The sequence below is a fragment of the Maribacter thermophilus genome, from assembly GCF_001020565.1.
GTDB lineage: Bacteria > Bacteroidota > Bacteroidia > Flavobacteriales > Flavobacteriaceae > Maribacter > Maribacter thermophilus.
Map to the genome: position 1 here is coordinate 3,904,121 of NZ_LDAS01000001.1, position 24,694 is coordinate 3,928,814.

Annotated in this window: 20 protein-coding genes; 12 read left to right on the top strand and 8 right to left on the bottom strand. The window is 38.8% G+C overall.

Annotated features, from left to right (window positions below; translation table 11 throughout):
* The first annotated feature begins 27 nt into the window (after nt 1-27).
* Both pafA and murI read left to right on the top strand, forming a co-directional pair.
* A complete protein-coding gene (pafA, locus tag AB657_RS16925; protein WP_047247576.1) occupies nt 28-1,704 on the top strand; it encodes an alkaline phosphatase PafA in 1,677 nt (558 codons plus the stop codon).
* A gap of 7 nt (nt 1,705-1,711) precedes the next feature.
* Nucleotides 1,712-2,500, top strand: coding sequence for a glutamate racemase (murI, locus tag AB657_RS16930; RefSeq protein ID WP_047247577.1), 789 nt, complete (start codon nt 1,712-1,714; stop codon nt 2,498-2,500).
* A 17-nt stretch (nt 2,501-2,517) separates the two neighbouring features.
* Here murI and AB657_RS16935 read toward each other — a convergent pair whose 3' ends face one another.
* Entirely contained in the window at nt 2,518-2,997 is a 480-nt protein-coding gene (locus tag AB657_RS16935) for a dihydrofolate reductase (protein ID WP_047247578.1), read from the bottom strand.
* A 144-nt stretch (nt 2,998-3,141) separates the two neighbouring features.
* Between AB657_RS16935 and AB657_RS16940 the strand changes: the two genes are divergently transcribed.
* Nucleotides 3,142-4,227 carry an aminotransferase class V-fold PLP-dependent enzyme gene (locus AB657_RS16940; protein ID WP_047247579.1) on the top strand — a complete coding sequence of 362 codons (1,086 nt, stop codon included), beginning with the start codon at nt 3,142-3,144 and terminating at the stop codon, nt 4,225-4,227.
* A 150-nt stretch (nt 4,228-4,377) separates the two neighbouring features.
* On the top strand, nt 4,378-4,674 hold the full coding sequence (locus AB657_RS16945; protein ID WP_047247580.1) for an isoamylase early set domain-containing protein: 297 nt from the start codon (nt 4,378-4,380) through the stop codon (nt 4,672-4,674).
* Between the two features lie 79 nt (nt 4,675-4,753).
* On the opposite strand, the gene AB657_RS16950 is transcribed toward AB657_RS16945, so the two are convergent.
* The 5 genes from AB657_RS16950 to AB657_RS16970 all read right to left on the bottom strand — a co-directional run bounded on the left by AB657_RS16950 (nt 4,754) and on the right by AB657_RS16970 (nt 9,595).
* Nucleotides 4,754-5,578 (bottom strand): thymidylate synthase, encoded by an 825-nt coding sequence (locus AB657_RS16950; RefSeq protein ID WP_047247581.1) that lies wholly within the window; start codon nt 5,576-5,578, stop codon nt 4,754-4,756.
* An 85-nt stretch (nt 5,579-5,663) separates the two neighbouring features.
* A complete protein-coding gene (locus AB657_RS16955) occupies nt 5,664-7,121 on the bottom strand; it encodes a NupC/NupG family nucleoside CNT transporter (protein ID WP_047247582.1) in 1,458 nt (485 codons plus the stop codon).
* A 17-nt stretch (nt 7,122-7,138) separates the two neighbouring features.
* Entirely contained in the window at nt 7,139-7,771 is a 633-nt protein-coding gene (locus tag AB657_RS16960) for a bifunctional nuclease family protein (protein WP_047247583.1), read from the bottom strand.
* 86 nt (nt 7,772-7,857) lie between these two features.
* Nucleotides 7,858-8,826, bottom strand: coding sequence for an electron transfer flavoprotein subunit alpha/FixB family protein (locus tag AB657_RS16965; protein ID WP_047247584.1), 969 nt, complete (start codon nt 8,824-8,826; stop codon nt 7,858-7,860).
* A gap of 28 nt (nt 8,827-8,854) precedes the next feature.
* Nucleotides 8,855-9,595: an electron transfer flavoprotein subunit beta/FixA family protein gene (locus tag AB657_RS16970; RefSeq protein ID WP_047247585.1), complete on the bottom strand. Its 741-nt coding sequence runs from the start codon at nt 9,593-9,595 to the stop codon at nt 8,855-8,857.
* 164 nt (nt 9,596-9,759) lie between these two features.
* Between AB657_RS16970 and AB657_RS16975 the strand changes: the two genes are divergently transcribed.
* The 4 genes from AB657_RS16975 to AB657_RS16990 all read left to right on the top strand — a co-directional run bounded on the left by AB657_RS16975 (nt 9,760) and on the right by AB657_RS16990 (nt 16,631).
* Nucleotides 9,760-10,749 (top strand): pyruvate dehydrogenase complex E1 component subunit beta, encoded by a 990-nt coding sequence (locus tag AB657_RS16975; RefSeq protein ID WP_262493357.1) that lies wholly within the window; start codon nt 9,760-9,762, stop codon nt 10,747-10,749.
* Nucleotides 10,750-10,855: 106 nt separating this feature from the next.
* Entirely contained in the window at nt 10,856-13,357 is a 2,502-nt protein-coding gene (locus tag AB657_RS16980; protein ID WP_047247587.1) for a DUF5686 and carboxypeptidase-like regulatory domain-containing protein, read from the top strand.
* A gap of 205 nt (nt 13,358-13,562) precedes the next feature.
* The gene (locus AB657_RS16985; RefSeq protein WP_047247588.1) at nt 13,563-14,090 is read left to right on the top strand and encodes an inorganic diphosphatase; all 528 of its coding nucleotides are present in this window, start codon (nt 13,563-13,565) and stop codon (nt 14,088-14,090) included.
* A 114-nt stretch (nt 14,091-14,204) separates the two neighbouring features.
* Nucleotides 14,205-16,631, top strand: a complete 2,427-nt coding sequence (locus AB657_RS16990) for a sodium-translocating pyrophosphatase (protein WP_047247589.1) — start codon at nt 14,205-14,207, stop codon at nt 16,629-16,631.
* 55 nt (nt 16,632-16,686) lie between these two features.
* Here AB657_RS16990 and AB657_RS16995 read toward each other — a convergent pair whose 3' ends face one another.
* Complete coding sequence (locus AB657_RS16995; RefSeq protein ID WP_047247590.1) at nt 16,687-17,388, bottom strand: energy transducer TonB; 702 nt, start codon at nt 17,386-17,388, stop codon at nt 16,687-16,689.
* A gap of 196 nt (nt 17,389-17,584) precedes the next feature.
* Between AB657_RS16995 and AB657_RS17000 the strand changes: the two genes are divergently transcribed.
* A complete protein-coding gene (locus AB657_RS17000) occupies nt 17,585-18,589 on the top strand; it encodes an App1 family protein (RefSeq protein WP_047247591.1) in 1,005 nt (334 codons plus the stop codon).
* Between the two features lie 7 nt (nt 18,590-18,596).
* Here the strand turns inward: AB657_RS17000 and AB657_RS17005 are convergent, their stop codons facing one another.
* Entirely contained in the window at nt 18,597-19,211 is a 615-nt protein-coding gene (locus tag AB657_RS17005; RefSeq protein WP_047247592.1) for a deoxynucleoside kinase, read from the bottom strand.
* A 245-nt stretch (nt 19,212-19,456) separates the two neighbouring features.
* On the opposite strand from AB657_RS17005, the gene AB657_RS17010 reads away from it, so the two are divergent.
* From AB657_RS17010 to metK, 3 genes are all read left to right on the top strand, one after another.
* Nucleotides 19,457-20,323, top strand: coding sequence for a GLPGLI family protein (locus AB657_RS17010; RefSeq protein WP_047247593.1), 867 nt, complete (start codon nt 19,457-19,459; stop codon nt 20,321-20,323).
* A gap of 53 nt (nt 20,324-20,376) precedes the next feature.
* On the top strand, nt 20,377-23,055 hold the full coding sequence (locus AB657_RS17015) for a TonB-dependent receptor (protein ID WP_052958744.1): 2,679 nt from the start codon (nt 20,377-20,379) through the stop codon (nt 23,053-23,055).
* A 253-nt stretch (nt 23,056-23,308) separates the two neighbouring features.
* A complete protein-coding gene (metK, locus tag AB657_RS17020) occupies nt 23,309-24,565 on the top strand; it encodes a methionine adenosyltransferase (RefSeq protein WP_047247594.1) in 1,257 nt (418 codons plus the stop codon).
* Nucleotides 24,566-24,694 lie beyond the last annotated feature (129 nt).

The window sequence follows — 24,694 nt, forward strand, 5'->3', positions numbered from 1 at the left end:
TTACTTTTACACTTCAAAATTTTAAGCATGAGTACGAATTTCAGATTACCGATTTTAGCAGTATTAGTTACTTTTTTTTCAATTATATCCGGGTTTTCGCAACGTAAGGCGAAGGCAAAGGACGATAGTGCTTTAAAAGGCAACCCGAAGCTTGTGGTAGGTATTATCGTAGATCAAATGCGTTATGATTATTTGACTCGCTTTTATGATCAGTACGATGATGAGGGAGGTTTTAAAAGGATGATGGAAAATGGGTTTAATTGTAAGAACAACCATTATAACTATGCTCCTACAAGTACAGGTCCGGGGCATGCATCCGTATACACGGGCACAACGCCTGCAACTCATGGTATCATAGGTAACAATTGGTATGATAAGGAGAACGATGTAGAGGTGTATTGTGCTTCCGATGACAGTTATGCTTCTGTAGGTACTACTTCCGATGCGGGTAAAATGTCTCCGCACCGTATGCAAGTGACTACGATTACCGATCAATTGCGTTTGCACACCCAGATGCAAGGAAAAACAATAGGTATCGCCTTAAAAGATAGGGGGGCTATCTTACCGGCAGGGCACGCTGCCAATGCGGCATATTGGTTTCATGGTGCAGATGAAGGAAAATGGATAAGTAGTAGTTACTATATGGATAAATTACCACAATGGGTAATTGATTTTAATGCTTCTGGTGTTGCCGGGTCGTATAAAAAGGCATGGACCACATTAAAGGATATCAGTAGTTATACCGAAAGTGGTAGCGACAACAATGTGTTCGAAGGCTTGTTCGAAGGTGAAACTTCACCAACATTTCCTCATAACCCTCAGGAATTGTTGAACAAGAACAAAGATTATGACATTATAAAAAGTACACCTTTTGGTAATAGTTTAACGGCCGATTTTGCCATTGAGGCACTAAAACAAGAAGAATTGGGTAAAGATGATATTACCGATTTTTTGGCTGTTAGCTTCTCTAGTACAGATTACGTAGGGCATAAATTCGGAGTCAATTCGAAAGAGATAGAAGATACCTATGTTAGGTTGGATAAGGATTTGGCAAGACTTTTTGAAGCACTGGACAAAAACGTGGGTGAAGGTGAATATACAGTGTTTTTAACTGCCGATCATGCCGCTGTTAATGTACCTGCTTACCTTAAATCCATTAAAATACCGGCAGGTTATGTAGATAATGATTCTACCAAAGAAAAGTTCGCCAACTTTTTAAAGTACAAGTACGGAACAGAGGATATCGTCAAGAACTTTTCTAACTATCAGATTTTTCTGGATCATAAGATCATAAATAACCTTGACCTGGAAGTTAGGGAAGTACAAGAAGATATAGCGAAAGAATTTTTAAGCTATGATTATGTGGATAGGGTTTATACCGGTTATCAAATGTGGCAGAACAATTACACATCGGGCATACCTTACATTTTGCAAAATGGCTACAACCAAAAACGCTCAGGAGATGTATTGTTGGTTTTAAAGCCAGGAACCATAACATATTCAAAAACGGGTTCTACGCATGGTTCTCCACAAATTTATGATACACATACCCCATTATTGTTCTATGGTAAAGGAATAAAAAAAGGGAGTACTGTTGAGCGTACCGAGATTCCGGATATAGCCCCCACTATTTCATCTTTATTGGGTATTGCCTTTCCGAACGGAACAACTGGTGAGCCTATTGTTGAGGTGTTAGAGCAGTAAAAACACAATGAACGAACGCCCAATAGGTATTTTTGATTCGGGAGTAGGTGGTACTTCTATTTGGAAAGAGATTCAATATTTGCTACCAAAAGAAAACTGCATCTATCTTGCGGATAGCATAAATGCACCATACGGAGAGAAAACTACAGATGAAATAATTGAGTTGAGTGTTAAGAACACAGAACTTCTTTTAAAGAAGAATTGTAAGATAATAGTGGTAGCCTGTAATACGGCTACCACTAATGCCATAGGTTATTTAAGAAATACATACGATGTACCTTTTGTAGGTATTGAACCGGCCATAAAACCGGCAGCTTTAAAATCAAAGTCCAAAACGGTTGGTATTTTGGCGACCAAGGGTACGTTGACCAGTGCTCTTTTTCACAGTACCGCACAAAACCATGCGGAAGGAATCGAAATTGTTGAGCGGGAAGGCAAAGGATTGGTAGAATTGATCGAAAAGGGCGAATTGGATAGTGAAACCACCGTTTCTTTGCTAAAACAATTTATAGATCCTATGTTGGATAGGGGAATAGATTACCTTGTTTTGGGGTGTACCCATTATCCATATTTGGTTCCAGTGTTAAAACGAATTCTACCAGAGGGAGTTAAAATCATAGATTCTGGGCAAGCAGTGGCCAGGCAAACAAAAACTATATTAGAAAAGGAAAGTATACTGAACAATGTATCGTTGAACGGGAAACATCAGTTTTTTACCAATGCCGAACAGGAAATACTACAACGGTTTGTTGAAAATGTTACAGAGTATGTACGGGTAGACTATCTAGATTTTTAGTGCCGTTTAGCTTAGGCTTATTTCTTCCTTTTGTAGGTAATATATGTGAAATCATATTTATGCTTATCATCTTTTGGGTGGTATTCCTCATGAACAATTTTCCAGATATCTTGATCTATTTCCGGAAAAAAGGTATCCGCCTCAAAAGAAGCGTGTACTCTTGTAAGCTCAATGACATTTGAATATTGCTCCCCTTGCTTATATATTTCGCCTCCTCCTATAATAAATGCATCTTCGTAGGAAATCATTTCCAGGGCGTCTTCAAGTGAATTTACTACAAGGCAGTTGTCCCAATCAACTTTATAGTTTTTATCTCGTGTAATGATAATATGGGTTCTGTTGGGTAGGGGTTTAGGAAAACTTTCGAAGGTTTTTCTTCCCATAATAATTTTATGCCCGGTGGTTAAACGTTTAAAGCGTTTAAAGTCGTCTGGCAAATGCCAAAGTAAATCATTGTCTTTTCCTAATGCGTTGTTCTCCGCGGCTGCGGCTATCATGGTAATTGTATTCACTAAATCTTTTTTTCAATATTACAAAAAGTAGACCAAAAGAAGATAGCTATAACTATCTTTAGGCAAAACTGATAGTATATGTTATATAATTTAAAATATGACAAATTGCATACCTGTTAAAGAGAGAGAATGGAAAAAGTTAGAAAAGAGTTTCCCGTTTTAAGAAAAGGTGTTTATCTAAATACTGCGGTATATGGACCTCTGTACGACTCGTTGATAGATTGGCGGCAAGAACATGATTTGGATTTTTTATTGCACGGGAGCGAAATGCGCGAGAAGACCCTGCAGGTAATAGCCGATACCAGAGCCAATGTTGGTAATTTCTTCAATTGTAAAAAGGACAATGTTGCATTGGTCAATAATTTTTCAATCGGCCTTAATACCCTATTGGAAGGTATCGACGTCCGAAAAAAAGTCTTGCTTTTCGAAAATGACTATCCTTCGGTTAATTGGGCATTTGAAAATAGAAAATTCCATATTTCATATGTTAAAATGGGAGCGGAGATAGAAGCTGATATCGAAGCGGCCATAGAGAAAGATCATATCGATGTTTTAGCTTTTAGCCTAGTTCAATGGTTGGATGGGTTTTTAATAAATTTGGATTTCATCAAGCATTTAAAACAAGCTCATCCAGATGTATTGATTATAGCCGATGGTACCCAGTTCTGCGGCACCATGACCTTCGATTTTGAAAACTCAGGAATAGATGTACTTGGGGCAAGTGCATACAAATGGTTGCTCTCTGGTTACGGTAATGGGTTTATGATGTTTTCGGATCGGGTAATAGCGGAGTGCTCGGTAAATACCATTGGTTTTAATGCCGCTGATGGCAATTTTGACAATAGGGACCATGTACGATTTGCCAAAAGGTTTGAACCCGGTCATTTGTCCAGTCTTAATTTCGGAAGTCTTAATTTTTCTATACGATATCTTCAAAATATCGGAATGGACAAGATTACAGAACAAAATCAATTTTTGTCGCAAAAGGCTAAAGAGGCATTTATTGGTTTAGGTTTGTTGGAACAACATATAGTTGAAAGGGATGGGCATAGCGGAATATTCAATATCAAGGTTGATGAGGGTGTTTTTCAAAAGTTAGTAAAGAATAATGTTGTGTGTGCCCAAAGGGGTAATGGAGTAAGACTTGGATTTCATTTTTATAACAATGAAAATGACCTAGAATCGGTTGTAAAAATCTTAAAAACAGCAAAATAGATATTGTTTAGTTCTGATAAAAGAAAGATAAAATTTTCATACCAAAGTTAAATGAAGCTAAATTTTTATTAAAATGATAAAAATGACATTAAGCATTGACAATGAGTGTATTAATGTGTTAGTTTTGTTTAGAATTTAAAAACTGAAGCCATGGCAATTGCAAAACAATATTTGAAAACCAAACCGGTATGTAAAGTTACTTTTACAGTACCAGCAAAAGATGCTAAAAAAGTTGCCGTAGTTGGTGACTTTAATAACTGGAGTCCTAAGGAGAGCAGTTTAAAAAAATTAAAGAACGGAACTTTTAAGGGAACCTTTGATCTACCAAAAGAAGGTTCTTACGAGTTTAAATATATTGTAGATGGTACCTATGTTAACGAGGCGGAAGCAGATCGTTATCAGTGGAACGATTATGCCGGTTCAGAGAACGCTGTACTCGAATTGTAAAATAATTTAAACCTGAACAAATAAGGGAGAAAACATGTTTTCTCCCTTATTTTGTTATAGCTTTTATCTAAAGTGTATGTTATACCGCAACCACACCTTTTATATGTGGATGTGGATTGTAATCCAATAGAGTAAAATCTTCAAACTTAAAATCGAAAATATCTTTTATTTCTGGGTTGATAACCATTTTTGGTAACGGTCTAGGTTCTCTGCTTAGCTGCAGCTCTACTTGCTCCATATGATTGTTGTAGATGTGCGCATCTCCAAAAGTATGGATAAAATCACCTGGTTCGTATCCGCATACTTGTGCCATCATCATGGTAAATAGGGCATAAGAAGCAATATTGAAAGGTACTCCTAAAAAAATATCTGCGCTACGTTGGTATAATTGACAAGATAATTTGCCATCGGCAACATAAAACTGAAAAAAAGCATGGCATGGAGGTAAGGCCGCTTTTCCGTTGGCCACATTTTCTGAAAAAGACTTTGAGGTATCCGGCAAAACACTTGGGTTCCATGCAGAAACGAGCATTCTTCTACTATCGGGGTTGGTTTTTAAAGAATGTACGACTTCTTTTATTTGGTCAATTTCATCATTGTTCCAATTTCGCCATTGATGTCCGTAAACAGGCCCTAAATCACCATTTTCGTCGGCCCACTCGTTCCATATACGTACACCGTTTTCTTGTAGGTATTTAATATTAGTATCACCTTTCAAGAACCATAATAATTCATGAACAATTGATTTTAGGTGTAGTTTTTTTGTGGTAACCAATGGAAATCCTTTTTGGAGATCAAATCGCATTTGGTATCCAAAAACACTTTTAGTTCCGGTTCCTGTACGGTCGCCTTTTTGGTTTCCTTCCTTTAAAACATGCTTTAATAAATCGTGATATTGTTTCATTTTTCTTCTTCAGCAGTAGAGGTGCTAAAGTAGAAAAAGAGTGGCTTAAATGTATCTTTAAGAATGGTATTTTATCAAAAGGTTATTAACCTAAAATCATACCGGCTATGGTAGCGGAAAGCAATGAGGCAAGAGAACCTCCTAGTACCGCTTTCATTCCAAATTCTGAAAGTGTTTTTCGTTGGCTTGGGGCTAGTGAGCCGATTCCGCCGATCTGAATACCTATGGATGCAAAATTGGCAAAACCGCATAACATATAGGTTGCCATTATAATTGACTTATCAAATTTTAAATACGGTAAAGTAGCCGTATTTTTTAATTCCGCAAGTTGTATATATCCTACAAATTCGCTTGCTACCAACTTAATACCCAATAGTTGTCCCATCAACATAACATCTTCCTTTGCTACTCCTATCAACCACATTAAGGGTGCAAAGATGGTACCTAAAATAGCTTCCAAAGAAAACTTTTGATATGACGTGTTTTCGGCAATCCAGCTATTTAAGTGGGTTAAGTCTCCTGTCCATTCTAGAATACCGTTAACCATAGCGATAATGGCTACGAAGACTAAAAGCATTGCGCCAACATTCACTGCTAGTCTTAAGCCTTCGGTAGTTCCATTTGATATGGCATCCAATACATTGGCGCCAATTTTTTCAGAAGATACATGAATATCACTGTTTACTTCTTCAGTTTGTGGATATAACATTTTAGATATTACGATGGCTCCGGGTGCTGCCATGACCGATGCGGCCAGTAAGTGTTTGGCGAAGAGTAGTTGTAATGCTTCGTCTTCACCACCTAAAAATCCGATATAAGCAGCTAAAACTGCACCGGCAAGAGTAGCCATACCGCCGATCATGACTAATAGGATCTCTGATTTGGTCATTTTTTCTAGATATGCTTTTATCAATAAAGGAGCTTCGGTCTGTCCAAGAAATATATTTCCGGCAATAGAAAGACTCTCAGGTCCTGAAATACCCAAACTTTTAGACAAAAGCCACGCCAATGCCTTTACCACTTTTTGTATAACGCCAAGGTAGAACAGCAGACTGGTGAGGGCCGAAAAGAAAATAATGGTAGGTAATACCTGAAAGGCAAAAATGTAACCGAAGGTGCCGGTGTCGACTACCAGGCCTTCGAACAAGAATTTGCTCCCTGCCCGTGTAAACTCTAGAATGCTAACAAAGACTTTTCCTATTTGTTCAAAAATAAGTTGTACAAAAGGAACTTTTAATACCCCTATTGCTATTAATATCTGCAAAGAAAGTCCTACTCCTACGGTTTTCCAATTAATTGCTTTTCTATTAGAACTAAATAAATAAGCCAGTAGTAGTAATACCGACATCCCTAATGCTCCTCTCCATAAACTGTTTAAGGAGAAACCTTCATTAGGTACGGTTGCAATTTCACTAGTGGCAACATCATTTAAGATAGTGGTGTCAACGGTAGTTGCAATAATTTCCGTAGAATCTACAGATTGTGCAAATATTGATAATGGTACTATAATTAATAGGGCTATTAGCCATTTGGTGTTTTTCATGGGAGAGCGTTTATCCTTTAATTTCTTTTGGATATTTCATCCCTTAGTTTTGCTGCTTTTTCATAATCTTCATTGTTGACCGCTTTTTTGAGTTCTTGTTCAAGTTCATCGATACTCAATTCGGTATAACCATCGTTGGCGCCAGAATCTATTTCTACGGTTTCCCCTTCTTGCAAGATTTCGTCCACAACGATACTTTCGTCGTTTTCTTTCTTTTCGTTTTCATCCTTATTGGAAAATTTCAAGAAAATTCCGGCCTTGTCCAAAATGGTCTTGTACGTAAAAATAGGGGCATTAAAACGAAGTGCCAATGCAATGGCGTCACTGGTTCTTGCGTCTATAATTTCTTCAATACCGTCTCGCTCACATATAATACTGGAATAAAAAACACCATCGACCAATTTATGTATTATGACCTGTTTTACGATAATATCGAAGCGGTCTGCAAAATTTTTGAATAAATCATGGGTCAGGGGTCTTGGGGGTTTTATTTCTTTTTCCAAGGCAATGGCAATGGATTGCGCCTCGAATGCACCGATGACAATAGGTAGTTTTCGGTCTCCCTCTACTTCATTTAAAATAAGGGCGTATGCGCCATTTTGTGTTTGGCTGTAAGAAATCCCTTTAATTTTCAATCGTACTAGACTCATAAGTTTTTTTAACTAAAAAAGGCTGTTCAAACACTTGGGGCACCAACTATTTGAACAGCCCTTAGTGGGGCACAAATTAACAAATTTTAGCTGTTTTGGGCTTTAAAATCCTTTAATTTTTCAATCAATTGTGGTACAACTTCAAATGCATCCCCCACAATACCGTAGTCTGCGGCCTTAAAGAATGGGGCTTCAGGGTCGTTATTGATCACGACTTTTGTTTTCGATGCACTTACACCAGCAAGGTGCTGAATGGCTCCAGAGATACCAATGGCAATGTAAAGGTTGCTGGCTACCGGTTTTCCTGTTTGTCCAACATGCTCACCGTGTGGCCGCCAACCTAAATCGGATACCGGTTTAGAGCAAGCGGTAGCAGCGCCGAGCACATCGGCCAACTCTTCGATCATTCCCCAGTTTTCGGGTCCTTTAAGTCCACGCCCGGCAGAAACTACGATGTCGGCATCTGCAATAGTGGCTTTTCCGACTACTTTGTCTATTTCTATGGATTTTATCTCAAAGGCATCTTCTTTAATATTGGTGTTAAAGTCTTCTACGGCGATATCTACCTTGTTTTCAACGGTACCGAAGGCGTTGTTCGAAACACCAATGATTTTCTTTTCTGTTTTTATTTCGGTATGCGCAAAACCTTTGTTGCTGAACGCAGTTCTCTTTACTATAAAAGGTTGGGTGCTGTCTGGTGCGGCCACTACATTGGGTACGTAACCTGCTTTAAGTGTTCCTGCCAAAATTGGGGCCATGAACTTGGCATCAGCGCTAGAGCTAAGAATTACCGTAGTTGCACTTTCATTTTGCAGTGCGCTTACCACAACTTCGGCATAAGCCTTGGCATTAAATGTTTTTAAAGAGTCGTCTTTTACATGTAAGACTTTTGAAATTCCATAGTCTCCCAAAATTTCGTTTTCTTCGGAGTTAATGGCAATTGCGGTTGCCGTGGTGCCAAGTTGTTTGGCTACTTCGGCTGCATATGAGGCGGCCTCAAAAGCATTTTTCTTAAATTTTCCGTTTTCCGATTCTGTATATACTATTACTGACATTGTCTTTTGTTTTTTTTGTTTTTGAACCTTAGATTACTTTGGCCTCGTTGTGGAGAAGGTCTACTAATTCGTCAACACTGTTTGCAAGTTTCACAGCTCCTTTTGGTGCTGGTTTGTCAAATTTCGAGTCTGCTGTCGCCTTAATGCCATCTACAGGTTCTACAACATTTAGTGCTTTTTTTCTGGCCATCATAATGCCGCGCATGTTAGGAATGCGCAAATCACTTTCTTGTACCAATCCTTTTTGTCCGCCAACGACCAAGGGTAGTGATGAGCTCAAGGTCTCTTTTCCGCCATCGATCTCCCTAACTGCAGTAACTTTGTTGTCTTCGATTTCTAGGCCGATACAGGTATTTATAAAGTTCATTTCTGTCAGGGTAGCTAAAATACCAGGTACCATGCCTCCGTTGTAGTCGATGGACTCCCTGCCACAGATTACAAGGTCGTAACCCCCATCTTTTACAACTTTTGCCAGCTGTTCGGCAACATAGAAACCGTCGGTAGGTTCTGTATTGATCCTTATCGCTTCATCAGCTCCGATGGCCAATGCCTTTCTTATGGTCGGCTCAACAGAGGCGTCGCCAACTGTTGCTACATGAACGGTGGCTCCTTGTTTTTCTTTGAACCACATAGCGCGGGTAAGGCCAAATTCGTCATTTGGGTTTATAACAAATTGTACACCATTGGTGTCAAATTTGGTATCGCCATCCGTAAAATTTATTTTGGAAGTAGTATCCGGTACGTTGCTTATACAAACTAATATTTTCATTTATGAAATGCTTTTAAAATGATAGCAACGAAGATAACCATTAAATTTGTAATTTACTATGCATGCATAGTAAATTTTATAACTTTTTTTGATTGAAGCAGCAGTTAATTTGACATATATTTTCCTATTTTTGCGTGCTTTCAATTGAAAAAATAAAGACTAATATTCATACTAATATGAAAACACTACAATTTAGAGAAGCTATTGCGGAGGCCATGTCCGAGGAAATGCGTAGGGATGAGTCCGTTTATTTAATGGGTGAAGAGGTTGCGGAATACAATGGTGCTTACAAAGCTTCTAAAGGTATGTTGGACGAGTTTGGAGCCAAAAGGGTCATAGATACTCCGATTTCTGAATTAGGGTTTGCCGGTGTGGCCGTAGGTTCCACAATGACAGGTAACAGGCCAATTGTAGAGTTCATGACTTTTAACTTTGCCTTGGTAGGCATAGATCAGATTATAAATAATGCGGCCAAAATAAGACAGATGTCCGGTGGTCAATTTCCGTGTCCTATTGTATTTAGGGGACCTACCGCTTCAGCTGGTCAATTGGCGGCGACGCACTCTCAGGCATTTGAAAGTTGGTATGCCAACTGCCCGGGTCTAAAGGTTATAGTGCCTTCGAACCCTGCAGATGCCAAAGGACTTTTAAAAGCGGCCATTCGTGATGACGATCCGGTAATTTTTATGGAGTCGGAGCAAATGTATGGAGACAAGGGAGAAGTACCGGAAGGTGATTATACCATTCCTATTGGTGTTGCCGATATTCGTAGAGAGGGTAAAGATGTTACCATTGTTTCTTTTGGTAAGATCATTAAGGAGGCGGACAAAGCGGCCGATGAGTTGGAGAAAGAAGGTATTAGTTGCGAGATCATTGATCTACGTACCATAAAACCTATGGATTATGACGCTATTTTAAAATCGGTCAAGAAAACCAACCGTTTGGTAGTTTTAGAAGAGGCCTGGCCTTTTGGTAACGTTTCTACAGAAGTAACATACCATGTTCAGGCGCATGCATTCGATTATTTGGATGCACCAGTGGTTAAAATCAATACGGCCGATACCCCGGCGCCATATTCTCCCGTTTTGTTGGAAGAGTGGTTGCCGAACTATAAAGATGTGATCAAGGCTGTTAAAAAAGTCTTATATAAATAGTAATTTTATTTTGTAAAAGTATCTTAGCTTCTTCGACCGATGTTGAAGAAGCTTTTTTTTATTGGTACATTATTTGTACTGAGGCTTCTATAGAACCATATAATTCATGAAGAACCCTTTTTTTTATTTTTTATTGTTTTTGGTCGGTGTAATAAACGCACAGACCAAGGTAAGCGGTGTTGTAGTAGATGAGGGGGGAGAGCCCGTAGCGTTTGCCAACGTATTTTTTAAGAATTCGACAGAAGGAACCATAACTAACGATAATGGGCGGTTTTATATGGAGTCCGATAATAATTATCAGGTGTTGGTGGTCTCCTTTATGGGCTACGAAAATCAAGAGATAGAACTTGCTACCTCTGTGACCTATGATATGGAAATTAAACTTCTAGAAGCTGCCGAACAGCTGAACGAGGTTGTTTTAATTTCGGGAAAGCAATCAAAAAAGAACAATCCGGCAGTCGATATCCTAAAGAAAATATGGGCAAAAAAACGAGAGAACGGTATTAGAAAATTCGACCAATATGCTTTTGATAAATATGAAAAAGTAGAGTTCGATTTAAATACCATTGATAGCGCCCTTATGAAGAAAAAGATTTTTAAGGGACTGGAATTTGTTTTTCAAGATTTAGATACTTCCAGGATAACGGGTAAGACCTACCTTCCAATATTTTTAAACGAAACCTTTTCAAAGGTATACGGAGATAACGTTTTAAAGGAAGAAAAAGAGGATATTTTAGGTAACAAGAACTCCGGTTTCGAAAACAATCAGGCTATTATAGCTTTTGTTAAGGATCTATACCAGAGCTACGATATATATGATAATTACCTGAAGTTTTTTGACAAGAGTTTTACGAGTCCCTTGTCAAGAACAGGGATAGATACTTATAATTATGCCTTGCGCGATAGTGCTTTTATAGACAACAAATGGTGTTATAATATAGTATACTACCCAAGAAGAAAGAACGAGCTTACTTTTAAAGGAGATTTTTGGGTGAACGATTCTACCTGGGCCATAAAGAACATCAATCTGCAAGTAACCAAAAGTGCCAATATAAACTGGGTCAAGGAGATTTATATAGAACAAGATTTTGAGGTCGTCAACGATTCCTTGTTCTTACTCAAAAGAGACTATATGTTAAGTGACTTCAGCTTTCAGAAAAAAGAGGAATCGCGAGGTGTTTACGGAAAAAGAACTACGGTGTACGACAACTATGTCTTTGATCAAAAAAAGCCGAAGGAGTTTTACAAAAAGGAAATAAACCCCTTAGACATAAAACTTATTGTAAAAGACGATGAATTTTGGGAAAAGAACAGGTTGGAATCCTTGAACAAAGATGAGGCCGGAATCTATGAATTATTGGACACTTTAAAAACGGTTCCAAAGTTTAAATCGTACTATAATTTGGTAAGTATTTTAGGTTCTGGTTACGTAGAGGTCGATAAATGGAACCTTGATATTGGTAATATATATGATGTGTTTGGTTATAACGATGCCGAAGGCCCGAGGGTACGGCTTGGTGCGCGGACCTATTTTGGACAGAACGATCTTTGGCGGATCGAAGGATATGCGGCCTACGGGTTTACCGATAAAAAAGTGAAGCACGGAATTAGTGGTAAAATTTTATTGGATCAGAAAACAAGACTTATTGTTTCAGGTGGAAACAGAAGGGATATTGAGCAATTAGGGGTGAGTCTCACGGCCACCAACGATGTATTGGGTCGCAGTGTGGCGTCTTCTTCTATATTGACAGTCGGTGCCAATAATAGGTTAACGAACATTAATCTTAGTGCCTTAAGTTTTGAAATGGAGCCGATTACAAATTTTAGGGTCTCTATCGGAGGTACTTTTAGAACCTTGAGTTCTGCCTTGCCCAATGATTTTAGTCTGGATTATGTTGATGTGGAAGCGCCCACGGGTGTTTCATCGGAAATAAGTCAATTCGATTTTAATACCCTGATCATTTACACACCGGGTAAAAAAACGATTGGCTATGGGGTGGAAAGAAGAGATGTAAATGATACCTATAGTACGTTGCTGTTGAATTATACCAAGGGCATAGATGGTATTATGGACAGTGATTTTGACTATAGCAAATTACAATTTTCATACAGCCAACCATGGCAATTGGGGGGATTTGGAAGGTTATTGAGCACTGTTGAATTGGGTAAGACATTCGGAGAAGTTCCTTTGGGCTTATTGAGCGTGGTTCCGGGTAACCAAACTTTTTTCTCTAATTACGGTACTTTTCCAAACCTTGATTTTTATGAATTTGTTACAGATACTTATGCCGCTGTTCATTTAGAACATAATTTTAACGGAAGGCTCTTTTCTAGAATACCTTTCCTGCGAAAGATGAATTTAAGAGAGATAATAGGATTAAGGGGGGTATGGGGAGATTTGTCGGATGATAATATAGCTTTGAGTACGCCCGCCTCTATAAATACGCCTTTGAGGGCTCCTTCCGAAAAGATTTATTATGAGTATTCTTTTGGTGTAGGAAACATATTCAAGATTTTTCGTATAGATTTTAATTTTAGGGGCAACTATCTTGATAATCCAGATGCCAGACGCTTTGGGGTTACGGGTACTTTTGGTTTTAATTTCTAGATTATTGTCGAAATCTTAATTTTTTATCTTGTTTCATTGCTGTTTTCTGATTCTTGAGACTCATTTTTTGAGGTATTGTCAATTATTCCCTTTTAATTTTAAAAAGCTTGGATTTGTTCGCTGAAAAGCCTTGTTTTTTTTGGTCATCGCACAATTCTTGCCTTGCATTTTTTGTACCTTCGTTGCTTTATATAAAACCGTAAAAATGGGAAAAAAAGCTGATATTACTTTTGATGTTTTAATCGAGATTCCAAAAGGAAGTAGAAATAAATATGAATACGACTTTGCACTGCATAAAATACGTTTCGACCGTATGCTTTTTTCATCTATGATGTATCCTGGGGATTATGGTTTCATACCTGAAACTTTAGCATTGGACAAGGATCCGCTAGATGTTTTGGTAATGGGTGCAGAACCAACATACCCAATGGTGGTTATGGAAGTAAGACCTATTGGGGTTTTTCATATGACCGATGAAAAAGGACCGGATGAGAAAATTATCTGTGTACCGGTCTCAGACCCTATTTGGAGTAACAATCATGATATAAGTGATTTAAATCCGCACCGCTTAAAGGAAATTGAGCATTTCTTTAAGGTATATAAAGATTTAGAGAAGAAGAAAGTTGATACCGGAGGTTGGGGAGATGCCCAAGAAGCGGTTAAAATATATCATGAATGCGTTGAGCGCTATAATAATAGTGATTATAAGAAGAAGCGAACTTTTACGATATAGTCAATAATTCCATAAAATATAACCACTCTTTTTAATAAAAAGGGTGGTTTTTTTATTATGTTCTATTTTACTACTTTAGTTACCGTTAAAAACCAATAAAACATAACTGATCAAATGGAATTAATCGTAAAATTTTTACCTGCCTTTGGCATACTCGGACTATTGTACGTTTTTATTAAAAGCGGATGGGTATCCAAACAAGAAGTAGGTGACGCCAAAATGGCAAGAATAGCCAAGAATATTGCCGATGGCGCAATGTCTTTTTTGAAAGCTGAATATAAAATTTTGGCCATTTTTGTGGCTGCAGTTGCCATATTGCTATTTTTTAAAGGAAGCAATGAAACGGGCTCAAATGGCATGGTGGCCGTCTCTTTCATTGTAGGGGCGATTTGTTCTGCTTTGGCAGGTTTCATAGGTATGAAAGTTGCGACAAAGGCCAATGTTAGAACTACACAGGCCGCAAGAACGTCTTTGGGCAAGGCATTGGAAGTTGCCTTTGCCGGTGGGGCGGTAATGGGTCTTGGTGTTGTTGGCCTTGGCGTATTGGGCTTAAGCACATTATTCATGGTATACAGTGGCCAAGGTTGGGCGCTGGGTGAGGTACTTAATGTATTGTCCGGTTTCTCTTTGGGGGCTTCCTCTATAGCCTTATTTGCGCGTGTAGGAGGTGGTATTTATACAAAGGCAGCGGATGTTGGAGCGGATTTGGTAGGTAAGGTAGAGGCTGGTATTCCTGAGGATCATCCTTTAAACCCGGCTACTATTGCAGATAATGTAGGTGACAATGTTGGCGATGTTGCCGGTATGGGCGCTGACCTGTTCGAATCTTATGTGGGTTCTATAATAGGAACAATGGTGCTAGGTGCAGCTTTTACACAAATTCCTGCTTTTCAAGATTCTTTTGATGGTTTGGGGGCGGTGTATCTGCCATTGGTTTTGGCCGCCGTTGGCATAATAATGTCCATTATTGGTACCTTTTTTGTAAAAGTAAAAGATGGGGGCAACCCGCAGACCGCATTGAATATAGGTGAATTTGGTTCTGCAGGTTTAATGTTGGTGGCCTGTTATTTTATCATCACAAATATGTTACCGGAGACTTGGACTTTCGGAGGAGTGGAGTACGGCTCCTTAGGGGTCTTTATAGCGGTGCTTGCCGGTCTTATCGCCGGTCTTGCGGTAGGTAAGGTAACTGAGTATTATACGGGTACGGGAACAAAACCGGTAAATGCAATCGTACGTCAGTCAGAAACAGGTGCGGCTACAAATATCATTGCTGGATTAGGTGTAGGGATGATGTCTACCATGTTTCCTATAATATTGATTGCGGCCGCCATTTTGGTTTCGCATCATTTTGCGGGCCTTTATGGTATAGCAATAGCGGCAGTGGGTATGTTGGCCAACACAGGAATCCAATTGGCAGTAGATGCTTACGGACCTATTTCGGATAATGCAGGTGGTATTGCAGAAATGGCGGAGCTGCCAAGTGAAGTTCGCGAGCGTACGGATAAATTGGATGCTGTAGGTAATACTACCGCAGCCATCGGTAAAGGTTTTGCCATTGCTTCCGCTGCGTTGACTGCATTGGCCTTGTTCGCGGCTTTTATGCAAACGGCCAATGTACTGGCCATCGATGTTTCTAAACCCACCGTTATGGCCGGTTTGTTGATTGGGGGTATGCTGCCCTTTGTGTTTTCCGCCTTATCTATGAATGCCGTAGGTCGTGCAGCTATGGCGATGATCGAGGAAGTGCGCCGTCAGTTTAGGGATATTCCAAAATTAAAAGCTGCCTTAGAAGTAATGAGGGCTGTAGATTCCGATATGTCAAAGGCAACACCCGAACAACGAAAGATATTCGATGAGGCAGATGGGGTTGCGGAATATGATAAATGTGTAGCGATATCTACCCAAGCTTCCATTAAAGAAATGGTATTGCCCGGGTTGTTGGCAATTGCAGTGCCGGTAGCTATTGGTTTTATTGGAGGCGCTGAAATGTTGGGAGGCCTGTTGGCGGGCGTGACCACTTGTGGTGTCTTAATGGCTATTTTTCAGTCCAATGCCGGCGGTGCCTGGGATAACGCGAAGAAAACAATTGAGAGTGATGGCCGTAAGGGTTCAGATGCCCACAAGGCAGCTGTAGTAGGTGATACTGTAGGTGATCCCTTTAAAGATACTTCTGGCCCTTCTTTGAATATCCTGTTAAAATTAATGTCGGTCGTGGCGTTGGTAATAGCGCCAAGTATTGCACTTAGCGGAGATACGTTAACGGCTTATAACGAAGAAAAATTATCTACAGAAGTTGTTGCTAATAGCACGGAGAAGCAAGTAGAGGTGAAAATGGAAAAGAACAACGAGGGGCTTACCAAGGCCACAGTTGTTATTACTACCATAACCGACAATGGGGAAGAAACTGTTTCGCAACAGGTGTTTGAAGGTACCGAAGAAGAGGTAAGGGCAAAGATCGATGCTTTTAACGCTTCTTCAGAAGATGTAAAGGTTCAGGTAGAAAAAGTAATCGAGGAAATCGAGGAAGAAATTAGATAGGCTTTTTTTATATGATAATAGTAAGCCCTTCATTGAAAGATGAAGGGCTTTTTGTTTACTGTAATTTAAAGTTGATGGGCATACTAAAAGGTACCTTTACAGGCGTTCCGCGTTGCTTTCCGGGCGTCATTTTAGGCAGTTTTGACAAAATGCGCACCGCTTCGTCTTCCAATACTTTGTGGGGCCCTCTTTTTTTGATCAGGCCGATACTTCCGTCTTTTTGAATGATAAATTGGGTGTTTACCCTGCCCTGAATGCCCATTTCTTGTGCTAATTCTGGATATCTAAAATGTTTTTGAATGTGTTTTTGCATCATTTTGTTGAAACAGGCTCTTTTGTCTTTTTCTTTTTCGCAACCAGGAAAAACGGGAACTTCTTCAATAGTAACCCAATTGACTTCTACTGTTTCTTCGATTTCCTCCACTTCAATGTCCTTTGCTTCCAGAACTTCGGTTTCGGCATCGGCTTCCGTAGGTAATATTTCGGTTTCATCAATTTCTACATCGTTCTCTTCTACTTTAATTTCTGGTGGTAGAACCTGTTTAATTTTAGGTTTTTCAACCTTAAAGTTTTCTGGAATTATTTCTTCTATTAAATCATCGGGTTTGCTCATGGCTATACCTGGATCATAATGCTTTTTATACGTTTTCCATTCTAGGGCGATAAAAGAAATACATAATACCAGTGTTAGGCCAAATACAAAGTATAGGCCGCTTTTTTTGGTTAGGTCTTTTTTAGGATTCTTTTTTGGTTTCATCTTTTAAGGTTTTTTGGCTCTTGACATTAAGCCATGTGAGACATTTATTTTTTAATATTCTTAAAGCTAGATGTTAAGCCTTGAATAAAAAATGAGCAATTAGGCAAACAGTGTGTTGGGTGAGTAAAAGTGCATTTCATCTTTTTGTTGCCTGTTTTTTCTTTCACAAATTAAATTTGAATGTATTTTTGGTACTATGGGTTTTCTAAAAAGGGATAAATTACAGATAATTGTCTTTCATGGTTATGGCTCTGAAAATAGGTTTTATGCCCGTGGAAGAGCTCTAGAGGATGAAGACATTGACCTAGGACAAAAAGGTGCCATAAACCTGCTTCTGAATACATGGAAAAGATTTGAGACCGATGAAATTAGAAATACCCCGATACGAATAGTATTTGGAGACAACAAGGTGGTGCAAGGTAAAACCGATGATGAAGGTTATTTTTTGATCAACGAGACTTTCGATGGTTTATCGGCTTATGCAAATAGTGAGGGTTGGGTAAATTTTGATATTTCCTTTACTGATACGAATCTTAAACATGAAATCTTAAATCAGAATCGGTTTCCCGGTGAAATGCTTATACCTAGTAAAACGGCTCGTTTTGGTGTAATTAGCGATATAGACGATACCATTTTGCATACAGGTGTTGTTTCTTCGTTAAAGTGGAAGGTGATCATCAATACCATTTTTAAAAGGGCTATAAATAGAAGACCTTTGGAGGGTGCTGCAGATTTTTATCATCAGTTACACAAGGGAAAGACCCAAGACGAAGCGAACCCTATTTTTTATGTGAGTCATAGCCCTTGGAACCTTTATCGTTATTTGGAATTGTTTCTAACGGCCAACAATTTTCCAAAAGGTCCTATTTTATTGCGGACCATGTCGAGCTTTACACGTAGGCGCAAAGGGGATGACAAGCCTCAAAAACAAAAAGAGATAACCAATATTCTAAATACATACCCTGATCTATCTTTTATATTAATAGGGGATAGTGGGGAACGGGATGCCGATATTTATATAGAAATATCAAAAATGTTCCCCAATAGGGTAAAGGCTATTTATTTAAGAAGTGTTTCGCATAAAAAAAGAATGGCCAGAGTATCAAAGTTGTTCTCTGATTTTAAGCATATTCCTTTTTTGATCGTGGATAAAACTTCTGAAGCCATGGCCCATGCAAAAGAGCATGGTTTTATTGAATAAAGGTATTTTAAAACAAGCCGTTGATTTCTGCATCAATTTTATTTAGAACACTGCCCAGGTCTTCTGGGTTGTCCACAAAATCAAGTTCATCAACATCTATTACTAAAAGTTTTCCTTTTTCATACCCATGAACCCAAGCTTCATAACGTTCGTTTAGTCGGCTAAGGTAATCGATGGATATTGTGTTTTCGTAATCTCTTCCCCGTTTATGTATTTGTTTTACCAAATTAGGAATAGAACTTCTTAAATAGATCAATAATTCTGGGGGGTCCACCAAACTTTCCATAAGCTCGAACAGGCTGGTGTAATTTTGAAAATCACGGTTGGTCATTAACCCCATGGCGTGTAGGTTGGGGGCAAAAATATGGGCATCTTCGTAAATGGTTCGATCTTGTATAACATCTTTGCCCGATTCCCGTATCTCCAGTATTTGGCGATAACGGCTATTTAAAAAATAAATCTGGAGGTTAAAGCTCCAGCGTTCCATTTGTGTATAGAAATCATCTAGGTACGGATTGTCTACAACATCCTCAAAATGAGCCTCCCACTTATAATGTTTGGCTAATAATCTTGTTAATGTGGTTTTACCAGCTCCAATATTTCCGGCTACTGCAATATGCATTTTTAGTATTCTTTAATGGTTAGGAGACTAAAAAGTTTAAAATCGAATATACAAAGTATATTAAGTTATAAGAAAAAATAGTCGTTGAAATTAATAGCTTCTTTTTAATCATGTCACAATGTGGATAACGATGGTGTTATGATGTAATTGTGTTCTAAAAAAAATGTTAAAAATTCATTTTTTGGTTTTTAGGTTAAACCATGGGCAATAAATTACATCTTATCAAATAACTAAAGTTATGACCCATGAATAAATTCCACTCTTTTTTACTAATGCTGTTTGTTGGTACGGCGACGCTTATGTCTCAAGATTTTCAGGGAAAAGCAACATATCAGAGCAAAACTCAGGTGAATATGGATTTTGGTAACCGACAAATACCTGAAGATCGTAAAAAGGAGATGTTGGAAAGAATAAAAAAGGCCAATGAAAAGACTTATGAGCTTATTTTTAATCAAACAGAATCTATTTACGAGGAGCAGGAAAAGTTAGAGCAACCCGGCGGAAGAGGTGGTGGTCGAGGTCCCCGTTTTGGAGGTTTTTCCAGTTCAGAAGGAGATTTGTACAAAAATATAAAGGAAGAGAAATATTTGATGAAGAACGATCTGTTCGGAAAAATTTTCTTGGTTGAGGATTCGTTGGAAAAGCTAGATTGGAAATTGGAGAGCGAAACCAGACAAATAGGTAATTATACCGCTTTTAAGGCGACTGCCGTAAAGACGATCAAGCGGCCTAATATGCGTGCCATTTTCCGTGGTCCGGGAGGTAATAGGGGAGAAGATGATAAAGAAGGGGAAGAAGAGAACCAAGAGGAAGAATTTATAATTAAGGAAGTGGAGGTGGTTGCATGGTACACCCCCGAGATACCCGTGAACCAAGGTCCTGGTTCATACTGGGGGCTTCCAGGTCTTATTTTGGCCGTGAGCGATGATATAACCACTATAGTGTGTTCTCAGATTGTACTGAACCCTGCCGAAAAAGTGGAGATAAAGGCACCTAGCAAGGGCAAAAAAGTGACACAAGAGGAATACGATACCATTGCACAAGAAAAAACTAAAGAGATGCGCGAGAATTTCAGAAATAGAGGTGGTGGACGTGGTAACGGCCGTTTTTAATAATTCTCTTAAATCTTTTTAATTCCAATTTTTTTACTTCTAATAGATTGATAATGAAAAATGTATCGCTTTTTGTCTTGTTCTTTATGTTGGTGGTTGCGGTTAAGGCACAAGAAATTTCATTGACCGGAACGGTTAAGGACAGTACAGGTGTGGGTGTGGATATGGCCAATGTAATTGCGATAAACACCGAAACAAATGGCTTGGAATCATATGGTATTACCAACCATGCGGGTTTATATAAATTGAAATTGAAAACAGGCAGCCAGTACACCGTTAAAATCAGTTACCTCGGGTTTAAGACGGAGTCTTTTACCTTTACCGCTACCGATGTTGATGCTGTTAAAGACGTTGTGATGCATGAAGAGGCAGCCCAATTGGATGGTGTCGAGGTTACCTATGAGATGCCGGTTTCGGTAAAGGGCGACACAATTGTATATGATACGGATTCATTTGTGTCCGGTACTGAAAAAAAGTTAAAGGATGTGCTGGAAAACTTACCGGGAATAGAGATAGACGATGATGGGCAAATTGAGGTAGAAGGTAAAACTGTTTCAAAGGTTATGGTCGAGGGGAAAGATTTTTTTGACGGAGATTCAAAATTGGCCGTTGAGAATATTCCTGCCAATGCCCTGAGTAAAGTTGAGGTGTTGCGAAACTATAACGAGGTGTCCCAAATGAAAGGGCTTACCAATGATGACGATAACGTTGCCCTTAATATTAAATTAAAACAAGGCAAAAAGAATTTTTGGTTTGGAGAATTGACTGCAGGTTACGGTCCTGACAATAGGTATTTGGCACACCCTAAGCTATTTTATTATAGTCCTAAATACAGTATCAACATTATTACCGATTTGAACAATATCGGCGAAGTGCCTTTTACCCGTAACGATTATAGGAATTTTACAGGAGGTTTTAGAAATATTAACTCTAGAGGGGGCAGTTCAATTTCGACTGGTGCCGATGCGCTGGGCCTTTCTGCGACCCAGAACAATAGGGCCAATGATATAGATACAAAATTTGCAGCCGCTAATTTTAGTTATTCGCCAACCGAAAGTCTTGATCTAAGTGGTTTTGGTATTTATTCGTACACGGGAACATTGATGAAGACAGATAGAAACACAACTTATATTGCGAGCGACGATGTTGAAATGGCAACCACAGATACAGATCAGACCGTACATCTGGGTTTGGCCAAGTTGAGTGCAAGATATAAACCCGATGAAGATTTTCAGTTAGATTATGATGTGCTGTTAAAACAGTCCGATGATAACGAAGAGGTAAATGTACTGTCGGTTTCCTCTATAACCGATGAAATATCGGAGGTCAAAAAGCAAAAGCCCTTAGCTTTAAACCAAAACCTTAATGTTTATTACACTCTAAACGACAAGAATATATTTGCTATAGAGGCACAACACTTGTACCAAGACGAAGACCCGTTTTATGAGGCCATTAGGGATGAATTTGCCTTTGTTGATATTTTTCCTGTAGATGAGGGGCAAGACAGTTATAATATAAACCAGGCCAAAAATGTAGTGACCAATAAAATTGATGCAAAAGTCGATTATTATAGAGTATTGGGGGCAAAAAGTAATTTGAACCTTACTTTGGGTACCACACAAAGTCATCAGAATTTTAACACGGCCATATACCAGATTTTGGATAATGAAGAAACTCTGAACATGGATGGCGAAGAATTTGGAAATGAAGTTAGGTTTAATATTTCGGACCTATATATGGGCTTGCATTATAAGGTTATCTCTGGAATATTTACTTTTAACCCGGGGGTTACACTGCATCAATACAATGTTAAAAACGAACAGCTAGGTACGGTGGTTGAAGATAACCTTACCACGTTATTGCCAGATGTGTATATAAATGCCCAACTTAAAAAATCGGAAAATCTTCGGTTCAATTATCAAATTACACGTTCTTTTACAGATGTGAGCAATTTTGCACAAGGTTATGTTCTTAACGGTTATAATTCGCTATATAGTGGTAACAGGGATTTGGAAAGTTCGCTCAACCACAATCTTTCGTTGAATTTCTTTAGTTTCAACATGTTCAATTTTACCAATATTTTTGCGAACATTGCCTATACAAAGCGTATAGATGCTTTAAAGAGCAGCGCCAATATCGTTGGTATCAATAGGGTAAGTAGTACTATAAATTCTAATTTCGAAGACGAATCGTTAACGGCCAGTGGAAGGTACGAACGTACTTTTGGCAAGATAAAGGGGTCCGTAAGGGCCAATGTAGGTTGGTCTACCACCAACAACCTTGTCGATAATGCACAAAGTACCTCTAACTCCTTTACGCAGAACTATACAGGTGCATTGTCTACAAATTTCACCAACGCACCCAATTTAGAGCTTGGCTACAGGTATACGGTGAACAATTATGAAAATGGTGATGTAAAATCTATTTTTTATACAAGCAGACCTTATGCCAGGTTCGATGTTAGCTTTCTCAAGAATTTTATTTTTACGATGGACTATGATTACTATAATTATACGAATGATGCCGATACTATTTCAAACTCGTATAGTTTTTTAGAGTCTAACCTTACCTATCAGAAAAAAGGCAGCCGTTGGGAGTATGGTATAAAAGGTACGAATTTGTTGAACACAACAACATTGAATTTAGACAGTACCAATGAATTGTACTTTAGTACTCAGGCATATTATGTTCAACCACGCTATCTTCTTTTCTCCGTGAAATATGATATATAAAGGTTATTGTATCGTAAGAGGTCGATTGAATTTATGAAAAGGGAAATAAATAAGGAGATATAGGTATATTGAACTAAACATTTTTTATACTTTTGCACTCTATTTATAATTAAGAGGAAGGATTTGACTGATTGCAACCTCGTTAAAAATGCTAAAGCAGTTTGTTTCGAAACTAGTTCGATAGCTCTTCAAGAGTCAGCAATTACTTCTTTAGCCTCTTTCTTTCAAATCTTTTTGCAAACATAAAAATGTTATGGCGTATTTATTTACCTCAGAGTCTGTGAGTGAAGGTCACCCAGACAAAGTTGCCGACCAAATAAGTGATGCTCTTTTGGATCACTTTTTGGCATTTGACCCAGAGAGCAAGGTGGCATGTGAGACATTGGTGACTACGGGACAGGTAGTCTTGGCCGGTGAGGTCAAGAGCAACACCTATTTGGATGTACAGAACATTGCTAGGGATGTGATCAATAAAATTGGTTATACGAAAGGGGAGTATCAATTTAGTGGAGATTCTTGTGGTGTTATTTCTTTGATCCACGAACAGTCGCAAGACATTAATCAAGGAGTAGATCGCGGGGAGAAAGAAGAACAGGGAGCCGGTGATCAAGGTATGATGTTCGGTTACGCTACTAAGGAGACAGAGAACTATATGCCATTGGCATTGGACATTAGTCATAAGATATTACATACGTTGGCAGAATTGAGAAGGGAAGGTAAAGAGATAAATTACCTTAGACCGGATGCAAAGGCCCAGGTTACCATAGAGTATTCCGATGACAATATACCGCAACGTATAGATACTATTGTAATCTCTACCCAGCATGATGCCTTTGACGCTGATGATGATAAAATGTTGGCAAAAATTAAGTCCGATATAGTAGCCTTGTTGATACCACGGGTTAAAGAGCAGTTGCCGGAAAATATACAGCAGTTGTTCGATGATCAGATAACCTATCATATTAATCCAACCGGAAAATTTGTTATTGGGGGGCCACATGGTGATACCGGGTTAACGGGCAGAAAAATAATCGTGGATACCTATGGGGGCAAAGGAGCCCATGGTGGTGGAGCCTTTAGTGGTAAAGACCCTAGTAAGGTAGACCGTAGTGCTGCTTATGCAGCTAGGCATATTGCCAAAAATTTGGTAGCTGCAGGTGTTTCCGACGAGATTTTAGTACAAGTAAGTTATGCCATAGGAGTAGTAGAGCCTACATCGATTTTTGTAGATACCTACGGTACTTCAAATGTAGCTTTGACCGATGGTGAAATTGCAGAAAAGGTAAAACAGCTTTTTGATATGAGGCCTTTTGCGATCGAAGAGCGTTTAAAACTCAGAAACCCCATCTATTTAGAGACAGCTGCCTATGGTCACATGGGTAAAGAGCCTAAGACCGTGACCAAGGTTTTTGAATCGCCCTATAATGGAAGAGTAGAAAAGGATGTGGAGCTTTTTACATGGGAAAAGTTAGATATGGTAGACGATGTAAAGGCTGTTTTTAATATATAAACTTGTTTTAAAGGGGCTAGGACTTAGGCTGTAGTTTTAAACCTAATATTAGAAAAATGTCTTTAGTGCCACTTTCAAAGACGTACTTAATGTATTCATATAAAAAGGACCATTTTTTGGTCCTTTTTT

Coding starts and splice junctions, on each gene's coding strand:
- AB657_RS16990 (WP_047247589.1), top strand. CDS start 14,205: ATGGAATTAATCGTAAAATTTTTACCTGCCTTTGGCATACTCGGACTA.
- AB657_RS16985 (WP_047247588.1), top strand. CDS start 13,563: ATGGGAAAAAAAGCTGATATTACTTTTGATGTTTTAATCGAGATTCCA.
- metK (WP_047247594.1), top strand. CDS start 23,309: ATGGCGTATTTATTTACCTCAGAGTCTGTGAGTGAAGGTCACCCAGAC.
- AB657_RS16940 (WP_047247579.1), top strand. CDS start 3,142: ATGGAAAAAGTTAGAAAAGAGTTTCCCGTTTTAAGAAAAGGTGTTTAT.
- murI (WP_047247577.1), top strand. CDS start 1,712: ATGAACGAACGCCCAATAGGTATTTTTGATTCGGGAGTAGGTGGTACT.
- AB657_RS16945 (WP_047247580.1), top strand. CDS start 4,378: ATGGCAATTGCAAAACAATATTTGAAAACCAAACCGGTATGTAAAGTT.
- AB657_RS16935 (WP_047247578.1), bottom strand. CDS start 2,997: ATGATAGCCGCAGCCGCGGAGAACAACGCATTAGGAAAAGACAATGAT.
- AB657_RS16960 (WP_047247583.1), bottom strand. CDS start 7,771: ATGAGTCTAGTACGATTGAAAATTAAAGGGATTTCTTACAGCCAAACA.
- AB657_RS17015 (WP_052958744.1), top strand. CDS start 20,377: ATGAAAAATGTATCGCTTTTTGTCTTGTTCTTTATGTTGGTGGTTGCG.
- AB657_RS17000 (WP_047247591.1), top strand. CDS start 17,585: ATGGGTTTTCTAAAAAGGGATAAATTACAGATAATTGTCTTTCATGGT.
- AB657_RS17005 (WP_047247592.1), bottom strand. CDS start 19,211: ATGCATATTGCAGTAGCCGGAAATATTGGAGCTGGTAAAACCACATTA.
- AB657_RS16965 (WP_047247584.1), bottom strand. CDS start 8,826: ATGTCAGTAATAGTATATACAGAATCGGAAAACGGAAAATTTAAGAAA.
- AB657_RS16995 (WP_047247590.1), bottom strand. CDS start 17,388: ATGAAACCAAAAAAGAATCCTAAAAAAGACCTAACCAAAAAAAGCGGC.
- AB657_RS16950 (WP_047247581.1), bottom strand. CDS start 5,578: ATGAAACAATATCACGATTTATTAAAGCATGTTTTAAAGGAAGGAAAC.
- AB657_RS16970 (WP_047247585.1), bottom strand. CDS start 9,595: ATGAAAATATTAGTTTGTATAAGCAACGTACCGGATACTACTTCCAAA.
- AB657_RS16955 (WP_047247582.1), bottom strand. CDS start 7,121: ATGAAAAACACCAAATGGCTAATAGCCCTATTAATTATAGTACCATTA.
- AB657_RS17010 (WP_047247593.1), top strand. CDS start 19,457: ATGAATAAATTCCACTCTTTTTTACTAATGCTGTTTGTTGGTACGGCG.
- AB657_RS16980 (WP_047247587.1), top strand. CDS start 10,856: ATGAAGAACCCTTTTTTTTATTTTTTATTGTTTTTGGTCGGTGTAATA.
- pafA (WP_047247576.1), top strand. CDS start 28: ATGAGTACGAATTTCAGATTACCGATTTTAGCAGTATTAGTTACTTTT.